The sequence below is a fragment of the Oceanobacillus sp. FSL W7-1309 genome (assembly GCF_038002145.1).
GTDB lineage: Bacteria > Bacillota > Bacilli > Bacillales > Amphibacillaceae > Oceanobacillus > Oceanobacillus profundus.
In genome coordinates this window covers 254,483-275,684 of sequence record NZ_JBBOBX010000002.1, presented here as the reverse complement: position 1 = coordinate 275,684, position 21,202 = coordinate 254,483, and the positions used below count along the sequence as shown (strand labels likewise).

19 protein-coding genes and 1 riboswitch are annotated in these 21,202 nt (G+C 37.4%); of the genes, 4 read left to right on the top strand and 15 right to left on the bottom strand.

The genetic code is table 11. The features are described from left to right. Positions 1-2 precede the first annotated feature (2 nt). A complete protein-coding gene (locus tag NST46_RS13980) occupies positions 3-1,229 on the top strand; it encodes a dicarboxylate/amino acid:cation symporter (RefSeq protein ID WP_095308390.1) in 1,227 nt (408 codons plus the stop codon). 102 nt (positions 1,230-1,331) lie between these two features. On the opposite strand, the gene NST46_RS13975 is transcribed toward NST46_RS13980, so the two are convergent. Both NST46_RS13975 and NST46_RS13970 read right to left on the bottom strand, forming a co-directional pair. Beyond that, a complete protein-coding gene (locus NST46_RS13975) occupies positions 1,332-2,309 on the bottom strand; it encodes a zinc-binding dehydrogenase (RefSeq protein ID WP_095308388.1) in 978 nt (325 codons plus the stop codon). Positions 2,310-2,412: 103 nt separating this feature from the next. Beyond that, entirely contained in the window at positions 2,413-2,841 is a 429-nt protein-coding gene (locus NST46_RS13970; protein WP_251659092.1) for a MarR family winged helix-turn-helix transcriptional regulator, read from the bottom strand. Positions 2,842-3,633: 792 nt separating this feature from the next. On the opposite strand from NST46_RS13970, the gene NST46_RS13965 reads away from it, so the two are divergent. Continuing rightward, entirely contained in the window at positions 3,634-5,088 is a 1,455-nt protein-coding gene (locus NST46_RS13965) for a DHA2 family efflux MFS transporter permease subunit (RefSeq protein ID WP_340002018.1), read from the top strand. A gap of 177 nt (positions 5,089-5,265) precedes the next feature. On the opposite strand, the gene NST46_RS13960 is transcribed toward NST46_RS13965, so the two are convergent. The 5 genes from NST46_RS13960 to NST46_RS13940 all read right to left on the bottom strand — a co-directional run bounded on the left by NST46_RS13960 (position 5,266) and on the right by NST46_RS13940 (position 11,307). Beyond that, positions 5,266-6,201, bottom strand: a complete 936-nt coding sequence (locus tag NST46_RS13960) for an ArsA family ATPase (protein ID WP_095308384.1) — start codon at positions 6,199-6,201, stop codon at positions 5,266-5,268. 23 nt (positions 6,202-6,224) lie between these two features. After that, a complete protein-coding gene (locus tag NST46_RS13955; RefSeq protein WP_095308383.1) occupies positions 6,225-6,482 on the bottom strand; it encodes a cory-CC-star protein in 258 nt (85 codons plus the stop codon). A gap of 66 nt (positions 6,483-6,548) precedes the next feature. Beyond that, complete coding sequence (locus NST46_RS13950; RefSeq protein ID WP_341137398.1) at positions 6,549-8,282, bottom strand: carbon starvation CstA family protein; 1,734 nt, start codon at positions 8,280-8,282, stop codon at positions 6,549-6,551. Between the two features lie 116 nt (positions 8,283-8,398). Continuing rightward, positions 8,399-9,778: a Glu/Leu/Phe/Val family dehydrogenase gene (locus NST46_RS13945; RefSeq protein ID WP_095308381.1), complete on the bottom strand. Its 1,380-nt coding sequence runs from the start codon at positions 9,776-9,778 to the stop codon at positions 8,399-8,401. Positions 9,779-9,885: 107 nt separating this feature from the next. After that, positions 9,886-11,307, bottom strand: coding sequence for a hypothetical protein (locus tag NST46_RS13940; protein ID WP_340002020.1), 1,422 nt, complete (start codon positions 11,305-11,307; stop codon positions 9,886-9,888). A gap of 134 nt (positions 11,308-11,441) precedes the next feature. Between NST46_RS13940 and NST46_RS13935 the strand changes: the two genes are divergently transcribed. Further along, positions 11,442-11,792 carry a general stress protein gene (locus NST46_RS13935; RefSeq protein ID WP_118888995.1) on the top strand — a complete coding sequence of 117 codons (351 nt, stop codon included), beginning with the start codon at positions 11,442-11,444 and terminating at the stop codon, positions 11,790-11,792. A 98-nt stretch (positions 11,793-11,890) separates the two neighbouring features. Here NST46_RS13935 and NST46_RS13930 read toward each other — a convergent pair whose 3' ends face one another. The 3 genes from NST46_RS13930 to NST46_RS13920 form a co-directional block, all read right to left on the bottom strand. Continuing rightward, positions 11,891-12,031, bottom strand: coding sequence for a hypothetical protein (locus NST46_RS13930; RefSeq protein WP_168927286.1), 141 nt, complete (start codon positions 12,029-12,031; stop codon positions 11,891-11,893). A gap of 75 nt (positions 12,032-12,106) precedes the next feature. Next, the gene (thiT, locus tag NST46_RS13925; RefSeq protein WP_095308377.1) at positions 12,107-12,676 is read right to left on the bottom strand and encodes an energy-coupled thiamine transporter ThiT; all 570 of its coding nucleotides are present in this window, start codon (positions 12,674-12,676) and stop codon (positions 12,107-12,109) included. Positions 12,677-13,060: 384 nt separating this feature from the next. Further along, a riboswitch (TPP riboswitch) is annotated at positions 13,061-13,164 on the bottom strand. 71 nt (positions 13,165-13,235) lie between these two features. After that, entirely contained in the window at positions 13,236-15,017 is a 1,782-nt protein-coding gene (locus NST46_RS13920) for a M3 family oligoendopeptidase (protein WP_251659100.1), read from the bottom strand. Between the two features lie 308 nt (positions 15,018-15,325). Here NST46_RS13920 and NST46_RS13915 point away from each other — a divergent pair, with 308 nt between their 5' ends. Beyond that, the gene (locus NST46_RS13915; protein ID WP_118888997.1) at positions 15,326-15,862 is read left to right on the top strand and encodes a YceI family protein; all 537 of its coding nucleotides are present in this window, start codon (positions 15,326-15,328) and stop codon (positions 15,860-15,862) included. 92 nt (positions 15,863-15,954) lie between these two features. Here NST46_RS13915 and NST46_RS13910 read toward each other — a convergent pair whose 3' ends face one another. The 5 genes from NST46_RS13910 to NST46_RS13890 all read right to left on the bottom strand — a co-directional run bounded on the left by NST46_RS13910 (position 15,955) and on the right by NST46_RS13890 (position 21,125). Further along, positions 15,955-16,842, bottom strand: coding sequence for a VanW family protein (locus tag NST46_RS13910; protein ID WP_341137397.1), 888 nt, complete (start codon positions 16,840-16,842; stop codon positions 15,955-15,957). A 755-nt stretch (positions 16,843-17,597) separates the two neighbouring features. After that, entirely contained in the window at positions 17,598-18,806 is a 1,209-nt protein-coding gene (locus NST46_RS13905; RefSeq protein WP_251659104.1) for an NAD(P)/FAD-dependent oxidoreductase, read from the bottom strand. Positions 18,807-19,008: 202 nt separating this feature from the next. Continuing rightward, on the bottom strand, positions 19,009-19,713 hold the full coding sequence (locus NST46_RS13900; protein WP_340002021.1) for an SDR family oxidoreductase: 705 nt from the start codon (positions 19,711-19,713) through the stop codon (positions 19,009-19,011). Then, positions 19,714-20,481 (bottom strand): hypothetical protein, encoded by a 768-nt coding sequence (locus NST46_RS13895; RefSeq protein ID WP_340002022.1) that lies wholly within the window; start codon positions 20,479-20,481, stop codon positions 19,714-19,716. A gap of 209 nt (positions 20,482-20,690) precedes the next feature. After that, the gene (locus NST46_RS13890) at positions 20,691-21,125 is read right to left on the bottom strand and encodes a hypothetical protein (protein WP_095308369.1); all 435 of its coding nucleotides are present in this window, start codon (positions 21,123-21,125) and stop codon (positions 20,691-20,693) included. Positions 21,126-21,202: the final 77 nt, after the last annotated feature.

Here is a 21,202-nt window from a genome sequence, read left to right as displayed (position 1 = left end):
CTGTGAAAGAGAAAATCAAAGCATATCGTTTCCCTATTATTTTGTTGTCCTCCATTGTCACCGGATCAATTATCGGTCTTATTTTTGGAGAACAAGCTACATTGATCAAACCACTAGGGGATATCTTTATAAACCTTTTGTTTATGGTTGTTGTTCCACTTGTCTTCTTTACAATCTCATCTGCAATCGCAAGCATGGATAGTATGAAACGACTCGGAAAAATTATGGGCTCCATGATGACTGTATTTATCCTTACAGGGATTATTGCTTCTTTTTTCATGCTTGCAGCTACAGTTATTTTTCAGCCCGGTTCTGGTGTGGATATACCATTAATAGAACCTGAAGAAGTTGAAGAAATTAGTCTAGCTGATCAACTTGTTGAAACATTCACTGTCCCTGACTTTGTTGATTTATTCTCGAGGTCGAATATGCTTGCACTTATTATTTTCTCCGTTTTAATTGGAATAGCTACTGGGTTAACCGGTGAAAAAGGAAGGCCGTTCGCGAAGTTTCTTACAAGTGGATCAGAAGTATTTATGAAAATTATTCAGCTTGTCATGTATTATGCACCAATCGGTTTAGGTGCTTACTTTGCTGCATTAATCGGTGAATTTGGAACAGCATTAATTGGTGATTATGCAAAAGCAATTATTATTTATTATCCTGTTTCAATTATCTATTTTGCTGTCGGTTTTACATGTTATGCATTTATTGCTGGTGGAAAAAAAGGAATTACGCGTTTCTGGAAAAATATACTTGCTCCAGCAGCAACCGCACTAGGAACTGGGAGTAGTGTTGCAGCTATACCAGCAAATCTTCAAGCAACCAAGCAGATGGGAGTTCCAAAGGATATTCGAGAAACTATAATACCGCTCGGAGCTACCATACATATGGATGGTTCCTGCCTTTCCGCTATGTTAAAGATTGCTTTTGTTTTCGGTGTATTTAATATGGATTTCACAGGATTCGATACATTCTTAACTGCAATTGGTGTCTCCCTGCTTTCCGGAATCGTCATGAGTGGTATACCTGGCGGCGGCTTTATTGGAGAATTAATGATTGTAACATTATACGGTTTACCGATCGAAGCTTTACCAATTATATCGGCAATTGGTGTAGTTGTGGATCCACCTGCAACAATGGTCAATTCCACAGGTGACGCTGTATCCAGTATGCTTGTTACGAGACAGGTAGAAGGACCGCATTGGATGGAAGCTGCAGTAGATTAGATTAGTTAAAACAAGAGCGTTTGGGATTCTTCTAAACGCTCTTGTTTTAATTACCTATTAAGTTTTCTTGCAAAAATGTTTTCTCGCTAAATAATAAAAATGCTATATCTGTAAGGCAATCTTGCCAAATTGCTTGCTCTTTTCTAGCGTATCGAAAGCAGTTTGAGCGTTATCAAGTAAAAATGTCTGATCCACAACCGGGTGCATTTGAAAGTTTTCCATATGCTTTAATGCAGCTTGTAACTCCTGCCTGCTCCCCATTGTTGATCCTAGTAATTTATATTGACCATAGAAAAACGAACGTAAATTAAAATCAATATGATCATCTGTGGTGGCACCAAAAATTACTATTCGACCGCCTTTTTTCAATACTTCTATTGAGCGATTAAACGTTGCTGCGCCTACACTATCAATCACCAAGTCAATCGTTTCGTTTTCTAATTCCTTTTTCCAATCACTATTTGTATCAAGTGCAATATCTGCTCCAAGCTCTTTCGCCTTGTTTCGCTTTTCTTCACTACGAGAAGTGACAATTACTCTTGCACCAACATTTTTAGCAAACGCAATTAAATAGGTTGCAACACCACTTCCTGCCCCTGGAATAAATACGGTTTCCCCTTCTTTTACTTTTCCTTGCGTGAATAATGCCCTGTAACCAGTCAATGCTGCAAGTGCAAATACACCAGCTTCTTCCCATGATAGATGACTCGGCTTCTTCTCAACTTGTTCCTCGGACAAGGCTATTTTTTCAGCAAACGTACCATGGTCAGGCATCCCTAAGATATCAAATTCTGTTGGTGGCGCATCGCTATTCTCATACCAACGAAGGGATGGATTTATAATTACTTCATCACCGACACGAATCCGAGTTACTGCTTCACCCACAGATTCAACAATCCCAGCTCCATCCGAGCCAAGAATTAAAGCATCTTTGTCGGCTCCAATTCGATTTGGGAGATATAAATCTCGACGATTCAATCCAGCCGTACGCAATGAAACAACAACTTCATGTGGACCTGCAGTAGGCTCTTTCATTTCTTTAACCTTCAGTTCTCCATGTTCCAGAACAAACGCTTTCATTCTATTCATCCCCTCCAGATATAAATCTTATTTTCTCTAATTGTAGTTTACTAGTTATATTCCTTGAAAACAATGAAATAGCATAAATAGTTTTATTTCCGGACTACAATCCCCAGTCCATTTTTAAAATATCTTTTAATACTATTAAATTTTCCGAGCCTATTTTGTGAGCTATATGCTCCTCTAAGCCAGCCTTTAATGCTTCATTCTTTTCATAGCATGCTTCACCTAACGTTGTTAACTGTAGACATTTATCCTTCTTGTTATGCTCCGCATCGCTAATTTCCAATAGTCCTTTATTCTCTAGTTGTTTAATAAACTTATGGGTTGCTTGTCTTGAAATATCCACGTTCTTAGAAACGTAAGCGATAGTAGGGTTACGTTTATAAATTCTTGCCATAATAAACCATTCTGAATTTGATAAATAAATCTTACTGCTGTCATTCCATAGTTGCTCGGTTAATTTTCGCAGTTGTTGATGTCGTTCACTGACACTGTCGATGAAGTCCAAGCCTTGCAATTTCCTATCCATAAATTTCACCCCTGTCCTTATCATCGACCTAACTATACAAAAACCATCGTAATTTGTCAACAAAGTTGACAAATTAATCCACTGACATTAAACTTATTATCGTAAACTTAGTTGACAATAATAAGTGTTAGGAGTTTACATTATCTTTAAAATTGGAGATTCAATCGTTTCGTTTATTCTGTACATGGATTATGTGAAATCGATGACATACACATATCTCTAGCATCGTCATTACATTAATGCGAAAAAATATGAAGCAATGCGTTGCAACAGGGGACTATCTGATCAAGATCAAAAACTCCTATCTACAATCCAGAACATTTTATTTAAGGAATTGGCAGTAGCATCGCATACTTCTTTTGAAGCTATTATGAAAAAGGCTCAACAAATGATCGGTCAAAATCAAGTAATTTGTAAGAAAACTCATAGAAGGAACAACTGCTAAAGACAGTAGTAGAAATCTTTCTAAGCGTTAAACCAGTAGGCTAAACGCTATTTTTTGGGCTAGATAGACAAGAAGATGGGACGAACGCTTTCATTATGTATAAATTGAGACAATCGATTAATTTCATATGTAAAAATATGTTGACTTATAGAAATTTTTTTTGATAATGTAAAAAACAGACCGATTGGCGTTATGGAGGTGTGCCACGGGAAGGGGTAAAATTCACTGATAGTCTAAATTGCTCTTTCACTAAAAAAGCAACAGCTCTAGTGATATTTTAAAACATGTAATAATTCATCTCGTTACATTATTTTATAAGATAACCGATAAGGTAAAAGGAGATTACAATGAATAAGCAACTTCAAGTTAAAAATCCGAAGACAATGGCATTTATTTTAATGTTAGGTGCTTTTCTTGGTTTGTTTGGTGAAACAGCATTAAATATGGCATTAACAAATATCATGGAGGAGTATTCCATTACTGCTGGTACAGCTCAGTGGCTAACAACTGGATACTTATTAGTACTAGCAATTCTCGTACCAATCACAGCACTGTTAATGAGATGGTATACGACAAGACAATTAGTTATCGGTGGTTTAGTCATTTCGTTATTCGGAGGAATTTTAGCAGCATTATCACCGACCTTCATGGTTCTATTACTTGGCCGAATTATCCAAGCAATCGGAACGGGGCTTATTCTTCCAGTCATGACAACCGTTCTCTTGATCATTTTCCCAGTACACAAGCGTGGTACAGTAATGGGACTGATGGGCCTCGTAATTACATTAGCTCCAGCATTAGGGCCAACGCTTTCAGGTGTGATTATAAGCGCATTAGATTGGCCGTATATTTTCTGGATCAGTTCACTTTTATACGTACTATTAACGTTATATGCAATAGCTAAGATTTCAAACGTATCTGAAATTACGAAGCCTAAAATCGATTTTGCTTCGATTCTTTTTTCAACGGCAGGATTTGGAGGACTTATTTTTGCTTTAAGTACAATGGCTGAAGAGCCGTTTTCATCTCCAAAGGTATGGGGAACACTACTTGCAGGAATACTTGCACTTCTTCTATTTAGTGTTCGGCAAATGACGATGGAGCAACCGATGGTTAATTTACACGTCTTTAAATACCCAATGTTCACATTAGGAACATTGATGATGTTCCTCGGTATTTTAGTTATTTTATCAACAGCAATATTACTGCCGCTTTACTTAAAAGGCGCCCTATTATTTAGTGCTGTTGTGGCCGGTTTAATATTACTTCCTGGTAATGCAGTTAACTTTATTTTGTCACCAATTGTCGGAGCACTATTTGATAAATGGGGGCCACGTGTATTTGTTATTACTGGATCGATTATTTTGGTAATTGGTAACATTATTTTCGTAAATGTTCTTTCAAGTCAAACTCCAGTTTGGCAAGTTATTGTAGCATTTATGGTTCTATTCTTTGGTCTAACAATGGTCATGATGCCATCCCAAACAAATGCCCTAAACCAATTACCACGTCAGTTATATGCAGATGGATCAGCTGCAATGAATACGTTAAATCAAGTTGCTGGTGCTGCAGGTACTGCAATTGCAATTACGGTCTTTACAAGCGGCCAAACCAGCTATCTTATCGATTTTCCTGATGCAACTCAACCAGAAGTGTTAGCTGCCGGTGTAAAATATGCGTTCTTCTTTATTACTGGGATTTCAGTCTTAGCATTACTATGTTCGTTCTTTGTTAAACGACCGGGCAAAACACAACAGAAATCACAGATCATCTCAAATAAAACAGAACCTGTACGTAACTAGTTTATGTAAGTCCTTCATATTTATATGAGGGACTTTTTCTTGCATAAAGCTTCATCAAGGTTGATTTTCTAATTTTTTTTGCCCCTAGCCATGATAGCTTTTTCTAGGTATAGTTAAATCGACTATCATTATCTTTCTCTCATTCGAATCCCATTATATCTTTATTCAAACCAACGGTCATTGCCCTTGCACTAAATAATTACCCACTTCTTCTAATTGATGTTTACTCGTTATATCTTCCGAAAACAACGGTATATAAATAAGTTTCTGTTCATGAAATGTGGTTTTAATCATCTTCATATATTTACGCTCGTGTTCTTTTCTTTTATTAAAAAAACTGCCTTCTGCATCTTTCGGCAATACTTTATTGATGAGTAATGTTTTTACAGGCAGTTGATAGGTTTGAAGGAGTTCTATTGCTTTTTTGGTTTCTAAAATCGGAAGGTTCTCTGGGTTTAATACAAAAATAAAGCCTGTTTGCCTTGTATCAAGTAGTATTTTTCTCGCTTTAGAAAAACGCTCCTGACGTCTCTTTAATACCTCATAGATTGGATCCTCTATTGGTTCACCATCATTTAACAGTTGGGTGTAATGCTCATTTGTTTTTTTTCGTTTTTTTAATAAACCTTCTATCCATATTCCCATAAGCTCTGGTAAAGTAAGCAACCTAATCGTATGACCAGTAGGGGCTGTATCAAATATAATCCGATCAAAGCGTGCACTTTCTTCTAAAATAATTGCGATTAACTTATCAAATAATGCCGCTTCCTCTGTACCTGGTGAAGCTTTAGCAGTATCCAATTGCCGATTAACTTCTTCTATCATCGAAGATTGCACAGTACCTTTCAAATTTTCTTTGACACTTTTAATATATTTTTCCGTCTCGATTGCTGGATCGATTTCCAGTGCAAATAAATTCTCCGCTACTCGCTTTGTTTTTCCGCCAATTGACTGACTGAAAATATCTCCGACGTTATGTGCTGGATCTGTAGATATAAGCAGTGTTTTATTCCCCTGTTTTGCAGAATTCAAGGCAATCGCGGCTGATGTTGTTGACTTTCCGACACCACCCTTGCCACCTACAAATAGAATTTTTTTCTTTAATATCGACATCGCTTCCCCTCCTAACCCGCATTTTAACAGCAACGAAACCCTGCCATCGGGGACTTTTCCATCCCCATGCGCAAATGCCATTCATGATAATTTTCCATCATATAAGGATACAATTCTAACGTATAATAATAAACTGGATTTGGGATGCCAAGCATTTCAGAATATAACAGTAATAAAAACATATCGTCTTCATTTCTTAGCTCGCGTGCAATCTCCTGTCGATGTGGCATGCTTAATACCTCTTCATAAAACACAATGAGTTGTTTTACTTTATCTAGCATCCTATTCACCTACTTTAAATTATGTAGAAAAGGGATCCAAATATGATCCCTTTCGCTCCCATTCTATTAATCATCTTTTATCGATTGCTCAAATTTTCCAGACAAAGCCTGGAAGGACGTTAGCGCAATCCAAGCTGCAAAGACGAAAATAATCGCTCCCAATACAAATAACAATGTATTGGAATTGTTGCCAAGCCATGACCATTCAAACAGCACTTGCTGGAACAGTGCATATAGCGTCATAAACATTAGGAATATCATCGGAATTAATGTGTAAGCGTAATTTCTTCCGAGTAGTTTTAACCAAATTGAAATTAATAGTAAACTAATACCGGCTAATAGTTGGTTAGCTGTTCCGAATAATGGCCAGATTAAATATCCACCCGAACCAAATCCATTTGGCCCTTCTGGTATTAGTACTAATGCTGCACTTGATAAAACTGCAACAGAAGTAGCAACATGTGGTTTTGTTAAGACATTAACCTTATATTCTGCACCAATTTCAGCAATAATGTAGCGCATTAAACGTACTGCTGTATCTAATGTAGTTGCAGCAAAGCTGACAACGATGATAGAAACAATAGTCGTTGAGATGCTAGTTGATATGCCTAACCCACCAGCCAAGACGGCAGCGCCTTCAACAAAATTGCCTAAGCCCCCAGCATTTGCCTGAGTAAAGCTTGCATAAGCAGCATTAAAATCTGCTGTACTAGCAAATAATGTTGCAACAGCAAGAATCGAGATTAATGCCAATATACCTTCTCCAACCGCTCCAAAATACCCAACGAAACGGGCGTCTGTTTCTTTGTTTAATTGTTTTGATGATGTTCCTGAGGATACAAGTCCATGAAAACCGGATATCGCACCGCATGCTATTGTAATAAACAATAATGGCAACCATGATATATCTGTATTTGGATTTGTTATTGGTGCGGTAATCTGTGGGTTTGTAAATAATAAACCCAGGTATAAAATACCAAGACCAACCACAAGCTGATGGGAGTTAATAAAATCTCTTGGCTGCAGCAATTTCCACACCGGAAGTGTTGAAGCAATGTACACATAAATCATTAATATCACGATCCAAATTAAGAAAGCCGTTGAAACGGTGCTTAGACCGAATAATCCTGCTCCATCTTCACCACCCATATATGCAACTAAATCAATTTGTAAAAATCCAATATCTGCTGATAAAATAGCGGCTACATACATAATTACAAGTGCAATTAAAGATGGCACAAGCATTTTAGCGTTGCGTTTATATACAGCATAACCAATCCAAATAGCTAGCGGAATTTGAATGAAGACTGGCAAAACGCTCGATGGATACGTAATAAATAGGTTTGCAATTACCCATGCAAACACGGCGTTAACCATGAGTACAAGGGTTAAAATTATAAATAGAAATAAAATCTTTCCACGTTTACCAATTAACTTTTCAGCAATCGTTCCAACAGATTGCCCTTTATTCCGAACGGACAATGCTAACGTACCAAAATCATGTACCCCTGCTGCAAATACTGTTCCTAAAATTACCCATAAAAAGGCAGGTAACCATCCCCAATAAAGGGCAATTGCAGGTCCTACAATCGGTGCAGCCCCAGCTACAGAGGTAAAATGATGTCCCCATAAGATAAACTTATTAGTCGGGACAAAGTCAACACCATCTTTATACCGGTGAGCTGGCGTTACATAGTTGGGATCCAACTTGAAAATCTTTTCTCCAATAAACTTTGAATAATAGCGATAACCTAAAGCAAAAATAACCATGCCAATAAGAGCAACTAGGATCGCATTCAATTATTTCCCCCCTCTTTTATTTATTCTTACCCAGTACATGCTATGTAATCAGATTATGTTATATTCATGTTACGCAAAAAAAAGAAAAGACCGAAATAGCCTTCTCTTTTCAACCTTCAATAAAGTTTTCCCTGCCTATACAATATAGTCGATAATTTCAGCACGGCATGCCGATAACAATGTTGTCTTAATGTTAACTGATCCGAAAAATAATTTGGATATACAACATGAAAGGTCTCTTTCATTTTTTCATATAACTTAGTATAAACTTCTTTCTCTGAATAAAATTGCGTTTCCCTTCCCTGCAGCCATTCAAAATAGGATACAATTGCGCCACCTGCATTTGCTAAAATATCCGGAATTATAATAACGTCATTTTTATTTAAATAATCATCTGCAGCATTGTTAATTGGTGCATTTGCTGCTTCAACGATTATTTTTGCTTTTATCTGTTCCATATTTCCTTCATGAATCTGATCTTCAAGAGCTGCCAGAAATAGAACATCTATATCTAATGTTAATAATTCTTCACGTGGTCGTATACTAGCATTTATGCCTGCTGTTTGTAATTCATGCGTAGTTTTCGGTAAATCCCCATGGTTTTTCGTTGTATATTTAACAAGTGTTGGTATATCTAGCCCATCCTTATTATAGAGCGCAACATTGTGATCGCTTACAGAAATGACTTTATTATTTAATAATTTGCATTGATGTGCTTCTAGCGCTGCAACTGATCCTACATTTCCAAAACCTTGTATTGCTACTTCCAACCGCTTATCCTGATGACGGAGTAAATTCTTAGCAGCTGTGTTTTCCCGTTCGGTTAGCCACGCTTTCTTCTCTTCGATGAAGTCATGTAATAAATAACGAAACGAGTAATAGACACCTTTTCCAGTCGCCTCTTTGCGTCCTAGTGACCCTCCATTGACAACACTTTTACCAGTAAAGCTTCCACGATAGCTATTACCTGGATGAATACTTTTGTATTCCCCCATCATCCAATCCATTTCCCGTTCACTCGTCCCTACATCAGGTGCTGGAATGTCTTTATCCGGTCCTATAATATCGCTGAAATACTGTACATATTTTCGCGATATTAAATTTAACTCACGTGTATTATATTTTCTCGGATCAATCACAACACCACCCTTGCCTCCACCAAAAGGGACTTCGTGCAGTGCATTCTTTAGCGTCATTAGAGTAGCAAGATTAATCACCTCATCTTCATGAACCGATTCATGAAAACGAATACCACCTTTGTACGGGCCTAATATATTATTATGCTGTACTCGAAAAGCAGGAATTCGAACTACCTCTTCATTTTCAAGTGTAACCCGAAGAAAGGATTTTGCTACATGATTCGGAGTGGATAAGATTGATCTTAACGCTCGAAAAGTCTTTTCCCTGTTCTGGTCTTGAATATCATTTAAGAATTCTGTTCCATTAAACAAGGTATCCAATGACTTCTCGATCATATCAACTGTATTGATTGGCATGACGATACTCCCTTTCTTTTTACTTAACTTTCCCGACTTTTCTCTAGTGTAACAAATGATTGCTTCCTCCTCTACCAATAATATCCTATTATAAAATCGGAACGCACCTAAAGCAGAAAAATTCCAAATACAGTAGCGATAATTAAACCGCATATTACCGGAATAAAGTTCTTCCGTACGAGGTCCATCACAGATACCCCACAAAATCCAGCAATTGCAATTAAGGAAGACCAAGCTACAATTGTTCCTCCCCCAGTCCAAATAGCTCCCATTTGTCCGATTGCAGCAAGGGTAGATGCATCTATTGCACTGTTTTGTAAAGATGCTGCTAATGCCCCTGTTAATGGCAAGCCAGAGAAGCCCGATCCATCAAGACCAGTTATGATTCCAATTATTAATAGACTAAATGCTGCAAGAAACGCACTCTGCGGGAGATAATCTTGTATTGACTGAACAAGATCAAATAAAAGTGCTGGCGCATTCTCCTCTACTCCTAGAATACTCCCTGAAAATTCAGGGCTTCCCAGAAAGAAGAATCCTGCAATCGGGATCACAGGTCCCATCGCCTTAAATGCAAATACAAATCCATCTGTAATATGATTACTAATGTAATCCAGCGCGTGGTGTCTCCCATATGCAAATGTAATAATCAGTAATAGAACAGCTGCTACTCCCCCAATAAATGCTGCACCATCCCCTCCTTCTAAACCACTCATCCTACCAGAAAGAAGCTTCTCATAAATCATGAAACCTACAACAGCCAATAATGTTAACGGAACAACAAAAGCAAACGTTTTACTCCAAAATGTAACGTGTTTTGTTTGAGCTTTATGATTTGAAGTTGTTGTAGACTGTAATCCTTTTAAATCTTTTTCAATTCGTGCATCGCCCTTTTTTCGAATTCCTTTCCGCAGCAATGCATATGCAAACAGAATGGCTACTCCTCCAGTAACAAGCGATAAAATCATGGCTTTATCAGCAACTGTTGCAATATCAACACCAGCAGATGCAGCAGATAGTCCAGGTGCTACCTGAACAATATAATCCGAGGAAAGTGCCATCCCTTGCCCCGCTAAAGCAATCGCAACGGCTGCTGTCATTGCTGGTAATCCAGAACGTACCGCAGCTGGAACGAGCAACGCGCAAATCAATGGAACTGCAGGAGTGGGCCAGAAGAATAGCGATATAACATAAGTAACCCCTACTAGGACAAAAAAGGAAACATGACCATTCACCATCATTTTCTCGAACGGTTCAACCATCCTTCTGTCTGCTTCTAAATCTCGAAGTGCATGTAATAACGCAAGCATAAAGGTGATAATTAGAAATATATTGAATAGCTCTTGCGCAGCTACTAAATTAGCGCGAAAGATTGTCGTCAGTCCATCTACAATACTCCCAGTGTAAAAACAACCAATAATAAAGGTACCTAATAGTGTCGGAAATACAACACCTTTACGAAATATCATTGTTAAGATAACAATAAGCGTAAATAAGCCATAAAGCACATGGGAAAATGTTAAAACCATTACGTATTCCTCCCTTTTGGATGTGCTATAACCTATGCGTAAAAATCGCGTTATGCGACAGATTCGAACACTGGATGTTTTATTAATTAAACAACGGGTACATAATATATAACTTCAAAAGGAGGAATTTATACATGAAACCATATGTAAAAGAATATGTAGATGAAACACAAATTAAACTTGACATTACGAAATTAAAAACAAAAGGTGTAGCAAGAGACGATATTTATATTCTTACACATGATGATGAAAGAACTGGTCGTCTAGCAGAAGGTGTGGATGCGAATACAATTGGGATGAAAGAGATGGATTTTTCAAGTGCCGTAGGGAATATGTTTAATAGTCAAGGTGATGAATTACGTACGAAGCTGAAGGAGATTGGTGTCACTACTGTAGAAGCAGAAAATTACGAAGAGGATTTGGATGACGGCAAGATTCTACTGATCGTTACCAATCATGATTTCGTAGAAGAAATGCTCGTGTAAATACGTATACAGAAAATCTGACCTCCCAAAAGTCTTAGGAGCATGGGGCATTCCCAACTGCCCATTCTCCCTAAGACTTTTGGGAGATTTTTCTTCTATTATGTGATACCATGTCCTTCCTCCCTATCTGCACAATCATTACAAAATAATTTTCCCTCTTTGTGTACACCATCAAAGAAACCATTCTCACAATAGATTTCTTCCAAACATTCCACACATATACCGATTAACTCTTGCATTACTTTATCTCCTTCCTAAAAAGAATAACCTCTTCTTAAAAGAGGTTATTCTTATGTGAGCGAATGTATAACATTTTACGCAGCATTTAATAATGTTCTTGGCTGCTTGTGGAACAAGAAAAATACAATTACAGTGCTGATAATAAAAGATGGAACCATGTAAGATGCATTATAAATTAATGAATATAACCAAGCTGGCTGCCCTTCGACGGCCGAACCAAAGAACACAATACCCGCCACATAATGAGCGACGAAGCGTAATGCAGAGCCAACGAAAACACCAAGCGTAATATAGGTTAAATACGTCTTCGATTCGCCGGATTTAACAGCCTCCTGAATTTTCTTAGCAAACAAACCAGCAAAGCCAAGTACCGTAAAGGCAATTGCATAATCAATAAATCCTTGTAATGGTTCTAGAACGTAAGCCGTTCCTGTTGCCACTTGCAAAACTCCCCAAAGGAATCCCGAGAGCAATCCCCCTTTAATCCCCCAACGGAACGCAACAATAAAAACCGGGATCATCGCAAACGAAACAGATCCGCCTTGCGCCCAAATTTTAAATGATATTGGAAGGATGTCTAAGAGAAGTGCTAAAGCAGTAAAAATCGCTACCTCTACCAAAAATAACGTACGTTTTGAATTCAATGTTAAGTACTCTCCCTTTTAGAGGCAGTTCAAAAAGTTCGGTAAAAATGACGCATCGCAGGGGATCTTCTGCTAAAATCGCCCACGTCCTGTGAGCAACACAGAAGTCACCAGATCCTGTGGAAGCCTGGTCCGGGGGAGTTACGCCGCCTCGAACTTCGACGCACAGGACGTGCTAGTGTCGGTGTTGCAACAAAGCTTTTCTGTGGGGCGAGTAAACACAGCCCCAGGGCGTTGCAACTGTAGCCGACCTCGGTCCTTTTTATCCTCCTTTTGAACATATACCTTTATCGCATTTTAGACGCAAAAAAGTAATGTCAAGGGAAGCTTTCTGATGGTGACTACAATTAAGTAGTCTGCTTCGCTCACATTACTTTTTTTATTCCATCAAAAAGACTACCATCCCTACGCTAGAATTAACTAACAGGTTCAAAGGGTCTGAACAATAATGTTCACTCTCAGTCAAAACGACTCCCCCTGCAGGCTTTTTCTATTTACTTTTTTGTTACCTGTATTGTACCTTATTTATTTGAATTGAACAAATTAATTACAAAAACAATTATAAACGTTGAAACTCCTTTACATCTTCTACACATAATCCAATAGCACTTTCCCAAAATTCCGGTTTCGTGAGATCAGCATTTAAATGCTTTTTTGCGAGCTCTTCTACTGTCATTCGACCAGTATCTCTTAGTAAGGCAATATAATCATCCTCGAAGCTGCCGCCTTTCTCCTTTGCATACGCGTAAATACCAAGGCTAAATAAATAGCCAAATGTATATGGAAAATTATAAAACGGAACACCTGTAATATGAAAATGTAGTTTAGAGGACCAAAAGTTTGGATCATATTCTTCTAAACTATTACAATAAGCTTCCTTTTGTGCTTCGACCATTAATTCATTTAAGCGCTGTGAAGAAACCATCCCTTGCTTACGCGCTTCATAAAATCGCGTTTCAAATAAAAACCTTGCATGAATATTCATAAAAAAGGCGACACTACGTTGAATTTTGTCTTCCAGTAACGCGAGTTTTTCTTCTTTCGTTTGGGCATTTCTTACAGAAGCATCTGCTACAATCATTTCCGCAAAAGTGGAGGCAGTTTCAGCTACATTCATTGCGTAACGCTGATTTAAACCATTAACATCATTCATCACATGCTGATGGTATGCGTGACCTAATTCATGGGCAAGAGTAGAAATATTTGATGATGTACCTGAATACGTCATAAATATGCGTGTCTGTTCACTATCTGGGAAACTCGTACAAAATCCACCAGGTCGTTTACCTGCACGATCTTCCGCTTCAATCCACCTTTCTTCAAATGCCATTTTTGCAAATCCTGCCATCTTCGGGCTGAACGTTTGAAATTGATCAACAATAAATTTCGCACCTTCTGTATAGCTTGATGTTTTTACAGTCGTACTGACTGGAGCACTGATATCGTAAATACTTAATTTCTCTAAACCGAGTAAATCTGCTTTTTTATTTAAATACGTTACAAAATGCTTTTTATTATTTATAATAGCTGTCCACATTGCATCCAACGTTTCTTTTTTCATCCGGTTTATTGCTAACGGTTCCTTTAAAACATGTTCCCATCCACGGTGTTTGTATGTTTCCAAACGAAAGCCGGCTAAATGATTTAAAGTCTGACTAAATAATGCAGATTGTTCTTCCCAAGCATTACTCAGCTGATCGAAAACATGTTTACGTACCTTACGATCAGGACTTGTTAGTTTATTGGACGCTTGACCTACAGAATAGCTCTTGTGTTCTCCTTTCTCTTCAATTTCCACGGTCATGTTTCCTACGATTGCTCCATACATTTGATTCCAAGCATGATAGCCATCTACCGCTAAATCATTGATTAGTACTTCTTGTTCTTCAGGAAGTTTTTCTTTTGCTTCTGTTCTGTTTTCATCTAAAACAAATGCAATATCCACTAATTCAGGGAGTTGCAATAAGGCTTCCCAACTCGAATCTGGAATTATAATTAACTTTTGATCTAATTTTGTTGTAATAGACCCCATCTCTGCTGATAAAACACTTCGCTGCCCAACTAATATATCGGCTTTCTCATCCTTTACGTTTTGTGCGCTGAGACAGCTTACAAAAGCAGAGGCCTCACGAAGTTTTTTGACTGTCGTTTCTAATTTATGTATAATCTGCACAAATTCAGATTCATAGTCTTCCTCCTGTGGATTAAATTGCTCCACCATCACTGAAAGCCCCTTCATTTCATCTTTTATATTATCAACGTACGCTTGAAATTGTTCTGATTCGCTTCCACCCGGAAATAGTGTATCCAAGTCCCATCTTGGATTTAAAGTCAACTGCATGAAATCTCCCCTTAATTTGATAATTTATCTTTTACCCTATCTTCATATTATAACGAAATTTCAGATGATAATCACGGAATTGGAAAAAATTTATATACTTATTTTTTTACCCCGCTTAAAATCAAGTGCTTTAAAACTAAAAAATGAATGAAGCATGTTTTACCTTCAATTCTTCCGGGAATATACCATAATGAAATGTTAATTTAGTTTTAATTAATTTATTTTTAATTAAAACCAGTTGACATCAGTTGATTATGAATATATACTTAGTAACAGAAAGTAATTATAATAAATGGAGGTAGTTTAATATGGCAAAAACAGTTTGGACCGTTGACCAAGTTCATAGTGAGGTTGGTTTCTCAGTAAAGCATATGATGATTTCGAAAGCAAAAGGAACGTTTGATAAATTTGATGCAGTAATTGAAGCAGATGTTGAAGATATGACAGACGCAAAAATTGAAGTAACAATTGATACAAATAGTATTAACACACGAAATGAGGATCGTGACAATCATTTACGTTCAGCAGATTTCTTTGATGCTGAGAACCATCCGAACATGACATTTGTTGCAACAGACATTAAGAAAACAGCTTCTAATCAATATGATGTTGTTGGTGAATTAACAATTCGCGGAACTACAAAGCCTGCTACACTTGACGTAACGTTTGAAGGACAAAGTAAAGATCCAATGGGCGGAGCAACTGTAGCTGGTTTCAGTGGTACAACAACAATTAACCGTAAAGAATTTGGTTTAACGTGGAACGCAGCAGTTGAAACTGGTGGTGTACTCGTTGGCGAAGATGTTAAAATCCACTTCGAACTTGAACTTCACAAACAAGGATAATCACATAAAGCACAAGTGACTTGCATAAGTTACTTGTGCTTTTCACTTTAACCTATATTCAACCTAGCCTCTAAAAAGCAAGTGCTTACAGATTATTCTGCATTTCCGTTAAAATATTCTACGGTATCTGAGGAGTAAATTGTAACAAGCATTCTTCCATTTTGTGAACTGGCTCGAATTAAGACTGGTTCATTATATAAATTTTTAAACACAAAATCTGGCCCCCACCAACTAACAGTTGCATCTCTTCCCAGCGGTACATATGGAACACGTCTGCTATGTGCATATCTTTCTACAATTTGAATCCCTTTTAGATCCACTGCATTAAAAAGCGTTGATGATACTTGACAAATACCGCCACCAATATCTTCCGCCAACTCGCCTTTTACAATCACGGGAGCTTTCTTATAGCCTCTTTCAACAGTTCTTTCTCCGACTACTTCGTTAAACGAAAATGTCTCTCTAGGAAAAATAACCGTATTATTAATTGCTTCGGCAGCGAGAGCAATATTATCGGTTCGCTCAGAATTACGTTGATTATAGTAGGTTGAATAACTTCCAAGTGCTTTTGTGCTTATTTCCTTAAGTAAACCAGAGTCAACCTTAGGATAAACTGGAAATACAGGTACATGAAGCTTTCCATTTTTATCACTATAATATAATTCCCTAAATAAATACTCGAATTTATCTCTGTCTAAAGCCGCTCCCAGCTTTTCAGCAATAATTCTTCCATCTTTTTTAAAAAAGGCGTCCTGAGGCTCTTGGTAAACTTCACTTTCCAGACTATCCATAAGTTTGTGTAATTTATTATTGTCTATAAAAGAAGCATCAATTACATCTAATCCATACTGTTCAATTTCTACTTTTTTTAAGGTAATCACCTTGTTTTTCAGTTGAATAGGGCTGGCTTGGGCATAAAGCGGAGTACCTACTAGTAATAACAAAGCACATAAAAACAAGCGCAAAACAACACCTCCCACCGTTAGTATGAATCAAACGAATGAATTCATTCCTGTGGGAGACATTGAATTTTTGAGAAGAAACTTGCTAATCATTACATTTGAAAGAAAGTGCGTCGTAATGTGCCATTAAGGGGGAAAGCACTGTCAACTTAATTTCCAAAGCATGGAGTTGTCGACTTGACTTCCATCTCAGTAGATTTTTCACTATTTTTTCTAATCTGCTTGATAAGCCTTCCCTCGGTTGATTCTTCTTATTCTTTTTCTATTTGCCAGAGATGAGTTCAAGGTGACCTACTTGTCAGGGAAAATTCGCCCGTAGCGATCCCAGACAGCGATTATTGAAGTTACTAGAAGATAGAAACTGAGGAGTTAGTACGAAGTTTCTATCTTCTATAGATTTCATAAAGAAAGACCATCAAAACTAAAGTTTTGATGGTCTTTATCGCTTATCTAAAGTCTCGATTATCTTCTAAATAATCACTCGCAATTCGATATCCGACAATGGATAGCAACACAAGCAATAACCCGCATAATGGCTTTTTCATTGAAACTACCTCCCAGATTTAGTGCTTATTTTGATAAAATTGCTTAGAAGAGGATGTTAAAGAAGTCCGGTGTAAATGACACATCGAGAATAAAGGAACTTCGACTAAATAAAAACCGACACGTCCTGTGTCGAACATCGAAGTCACCACATCCTGTGGCAACTCGGTACTCAAAACTCCGCCGCCTCGAACTTCTCGGTCCTTTTCAGCCTCTTTTTTGAACACACACTAGAATAGACGGAATTTACCTTTTTTCAGAACTGTTTTTGGTCCACCTACCATGTAAAGTGAACGGTCATCAACAACTTTTTTCATTGCTGCTGCTGCTTTACCTCTTAATTTTGTGCCATCAAGAATATTTCCGATACCATCGCTAATACCTAGAGATGCTACTGTACCTTTATTAGAAAATACAAAATCCTTCAATGGCTCGTTACGTAATAAAGCAATAATATTATCAGCTGCCGTTGCCCCTTCTTGTGTAGCTAACTGACCTGTTGGTGGGTATGGTCTACCTGATTCTTTATCCATTGTCCATGAGCAGTCACCCAGAATAAAGATGTCCTCAACACCCGGAACTCTTAAGTCAGCATCAACGTTTACTTTACCTTTAAATACTTCGAAACCTGATTTTGCAAGTACAGGATTTCCAGTGACACCGCCTGTCCACACAACAGTTCCAGCTTTAATTAATTCTTTATCATCACCAACGATGAATCCTTCTTCTGTACATTCTTTAATTGGAGCACCAATTCTAAATTCTACACCGCGATCTTCAAGCGACTTTTTCGCATATGTAACAAGATCTTCGTCAAAGACAGGAAGAATAGATGGAGCTGCTTCTACATTGATGATGCGAGCTTTACTACGATCAATATCATATTTCTTGCATAGCTGTGGTACTTTTTCAGCTAATTCACCAACGAATTCAATTCCAGTGAATCCGCCACCACCAACTAAAATTGTCAGGCTATCCTCACTAGCATTATCATTCGTTGCATATTTAGCAAATTGATATTCAATATGCTCTGCAATTAGACGACTTGAATCAATATCTTCAATTGCATATGCATGTTCTTCCATTCCTGGAATACCAAACGTATTTGAAACAAATCCAAGTGCAACAATTAAGTAGTCGTAAGAAACTTCACTGTTTTCCAATACAACACGCTTTTCGTCTTTCTTTACTTCTTGTACAGTATCGTAAATTAAACGAACTTTTTTCGGATTTACTACATCAGTCAGCATAAAGCGTGCTTGGTTTGGATTAATTGTACCTGCAGCAACTTCATGAAGCCATGTACTTTCATAATGATAATTATGTTTGTTAATTAATACTATCTCCGCTTCTTCTGCGGATAGTTTTTGGGATAGACGTCTTGTTGCAACGAGACCGGCATATCCAGCTCCAAGTACAACGATTTTTGGTTTACTCATTCATCTTTTCCACCCTTCTACTTTCCTTAAAATTATTCATAAAACACAAGCGGCACAAGCGCTTCCAATCATTTATCATTACTAAATTTCCCGACGCTTAAGGCCATGCATAACTTGTCTCATACATTGCTATAATACCAAATTTCTTTAGAATAGGCTAATATTCCTTAACTTTTTCTTAAAAAATCTATTTTATTTTTAATCACACGGGTCTAACTGTGATCTCATTTACATTTACATAATCAGGTTGCGTCAACGCATAGATGACTGCCTTTGCTATGTCGTCTGTCTGGAGAGGCTTTCGGTCATTTGGTAATCGTTCACTATTTCTTTCTGTTTCAACCATCCCTGGCGAAATATTCGTTACACGTACCCCTGTCCTTGCTAATTCTTTTTCTAAACCCATTGAAATTGCACGAACAGCAAATTTAGTAGCACTATAAACCGTAGTGGACTTTGTTACTTCTTGACCCGATACAGAAGAAATATTAATGATATGACCAGAAGACCTCTCAATCATACCTGGCAAGACTGCATGAGTACCATAAAGTACACCTTTAATATTCACATCAATCATCTGTTCCCATGCTTTAACATTTTCATTTCTTACTATACCGTCTCCAACCAAACCAGCATTATTCACATAAATATCAATCTTCCCAAAAGCTTCAATCGCGTAATCTACCATTGAGTCAACATTATTCTGCTGTGAAACATCCGTTGAAACAGCTAATGCTTTGCCTTTTCCTAAGCTGTTTATCTCTTTTACAACTTGTTCTAACTTGTCCTTCCTTCGAGCTGCAAGGACAACATCCGCTCCTTCATTTGCCAACTGCTTTGCAATGGCGACTCCTATTCCACTACTTGCACCTGTTACAACTGCTGTTTTTCCTTTTAGCTTCAACATTTATATTCCTCCTTGAAAATTACTATTTTGTTCACTCGATTTCTCTTTAATTTCTTTAGGGGAATCTGAATCTGGTTGTTTTGGTCCATCAACTGGTGGATTCACAGGATCTTCTGGATTCGGTTCATCTGTCTCAACTGGGATTTCTACTTCTTTATTATCTTCGTCGGATTCCTCTGATGGGCTTTGTGGCTGTCCTTCTTCTTCATGTGGATTCTTTGGTTGGTCTGGTTCATCCTTTATTTCTTTATCATCATGTTCTTTCTTTTTACTTTGATGATTTTCTCTAGTTTTGTCTTTTTTCCCATTATTCGGCTTTTGAATCTGGTCCGTAGTTATTTTCGTTTCTACAGTATGATTGCTTGTAGGCGCTTGATTTGTCGTACCATTAATTATATTAGAAGTTGAATGATCTGCATCAACCACTTCTTCCTCCTCAACCTGTAACAGGTCTTCTTCCGATTCTTCTGCAGCATCAGCCTCAACTATTAGTTTGTTATTTTTTAGCGTTAAGGCGATTTCTTGAAAAGATTGTAAACCAGCATTGCTTTTTATAATAAATGCTGCCGGTGTATGAAAGCTTAACTCCTCTTTTGGTTCAAGTTCAAACAATTCCTTGTCTGCAAGCTCATCTTTTTCAGCTTCTTCTTCCTGTATTGCCCCATATTCATCCTTTGTAGCGTCTATTCGGTTTATTCCAATCATAACTACAAAAATAAACGCGATTAATGTCAAAACATTAATAACGATAAGTTTTTTATTTCGCACGTTCACTCCACTCCTATATTATTTGTCTATATTTATCAAATTCTAACTCTTTTCTTCCATTGTAAGCTTTATTTGGATTAATTTCCAAATTTTTTATCAGTTTTGTTATACTTCTCTAAGGGGTACGTTGCTTTTTATACAAACAAAAAAGCTGTTCCTATCAGGCAACACACCTGATGGACAGCTTATCTTATCTAATAAGATTCACTCTATTGTGATATTTTTTTCGTTTCTGAGAATAACTTCCCTCTCTCCAACCATTTTTGTTTGGCTGCTTTCCTTCTCTTTACTTCTGCTTTTACAAGTTTTGGGAAGCCATTTTCAGCAAAGTCCTGAACACTGTCCCAGTCCCGGAAAAATAGAACCTTCATGTCTTTTGAACCATCTGTATTACGTCGTTTGTTTAAACATACACCAAAAATCCGGTTCGATTTTTCAAGCATCTGTTTAAATAAAAGGGGATGTTTTTCCTGATCTTTGTACAGCTTATCAACCATTCCCATAAAATGTGAATCATAACTATGGAAAGAAGTATCAGCAGAAATACTTTTACTGCTGCGATATACTTTACGGTTGCTCGCATTTACCCATATTAATGTACCATAACCCAGGTTCTCCTTTGTACTTACGATAACTTTTTTCATGTTCGTCATCCTGTCCCGAGGAAAATTAGCATCGCAAATATAATTCTCAAGATCTCCGTTTATAGAATTATGCTACC

Bases quoted from the DNA above. Each gene is read 5' to 3' on its own strand.
- NST46_RS13975 (WP_095308388.1), bottom strand. From the start codon at position 2,309: ATGAAAGCGTTTGTTCTGGAACATGGAGAACTGAAGGTTAAAGAAATG.
- NST46_RS13970 (WP_251659092.1), bottom strand. From the start codon at position 2,841: ATGGATAGGAAATTGCAAGGCTTGGACTTCATCGACAGTGTCAGTGAA.
- NST46_RS13965 (WP_340002018.1), top strand. From the start codon at position 3,634: ATGAATAAGCAACTTCAAGTTAAAAATCCGAAGACAATGGCATTTATT.
- NST46_RS13960 (WP_095308384.1), bottom strand. From the start codon at position 6,201: ATGTCGATATTAAAGAAAAAAATTCTATTTGTAGGTGGCAAGGGTGGT.
- NST46_RS13955 (WP_095308383.1), bottom strand. From the start codon at position 6,482: ATGCTAGATAAAGTAAAACAACTCATTGTGTTTTATGAAGAGGTATTA.
- NST46_RS13945 (WP_095308381.1), bottom strand. From the start codon at position 9,778: ATGCCAATCAATACAGTTGATATGATCGAGAAGTCATTGGATACCTTG.
- NST46_RS13940 (WP_340002020.1), bottom strand. From the start codon at position 11,307: ATGGTTTTAACATTTTCCCATGTGCTTTATGGCTTATTTACGCTTATT.
- NST46_RS13935 (WP_118888995.1), top strand. From the start codon at position 11,442: ATGAAACCATATGTAAAAGAATATGTAGATGAAACACAAATTAAACTT.
- NST46_RS13930 (WP_168927286.1), bottom strand. From the start codon at position 12,031: ATGCAAGAGTTAATCGGTATATGTGTGGAATGTTTGGAAGAAATCTAT.
- NST46_RS13920 (WP_251659100.1), bottom strand. From the start codon at position 15,017: ATGCAGTTGACTTTAAATCCAAGATGGGACTTGGATACACTATTTCCG.
- NST46_RS13915 (WP_118888997.1), top strand. From the start codon at position 15,326: ATGGCAAAAACAGTTTGGACCGTTGACCAAGTTCATAGTGAGGTTGGT.
- NST46_RS13905 (WP_251659104.1), bottom strand. From the start codon at position 18,806: ATGAGTAAACCAAAAATCGTTGTACTTGGAGCTGGATATGCCGGTCTC.
- NST46_RS13900 (WP_340002021.1), bottom strand. From the start codon at position 19,713: ATGTTGAAGCTAAAAGGAAAAACAGCAGTTGTAACAGGTGCAAGTAGT.
- NST46_RS13890 (WP_095308369.1), bottom strand. From the start codon at position 21,125: ATGAAAAAAGTTATCGTAAGTACAAAGGAGAACCTGGGTTATGGTACA.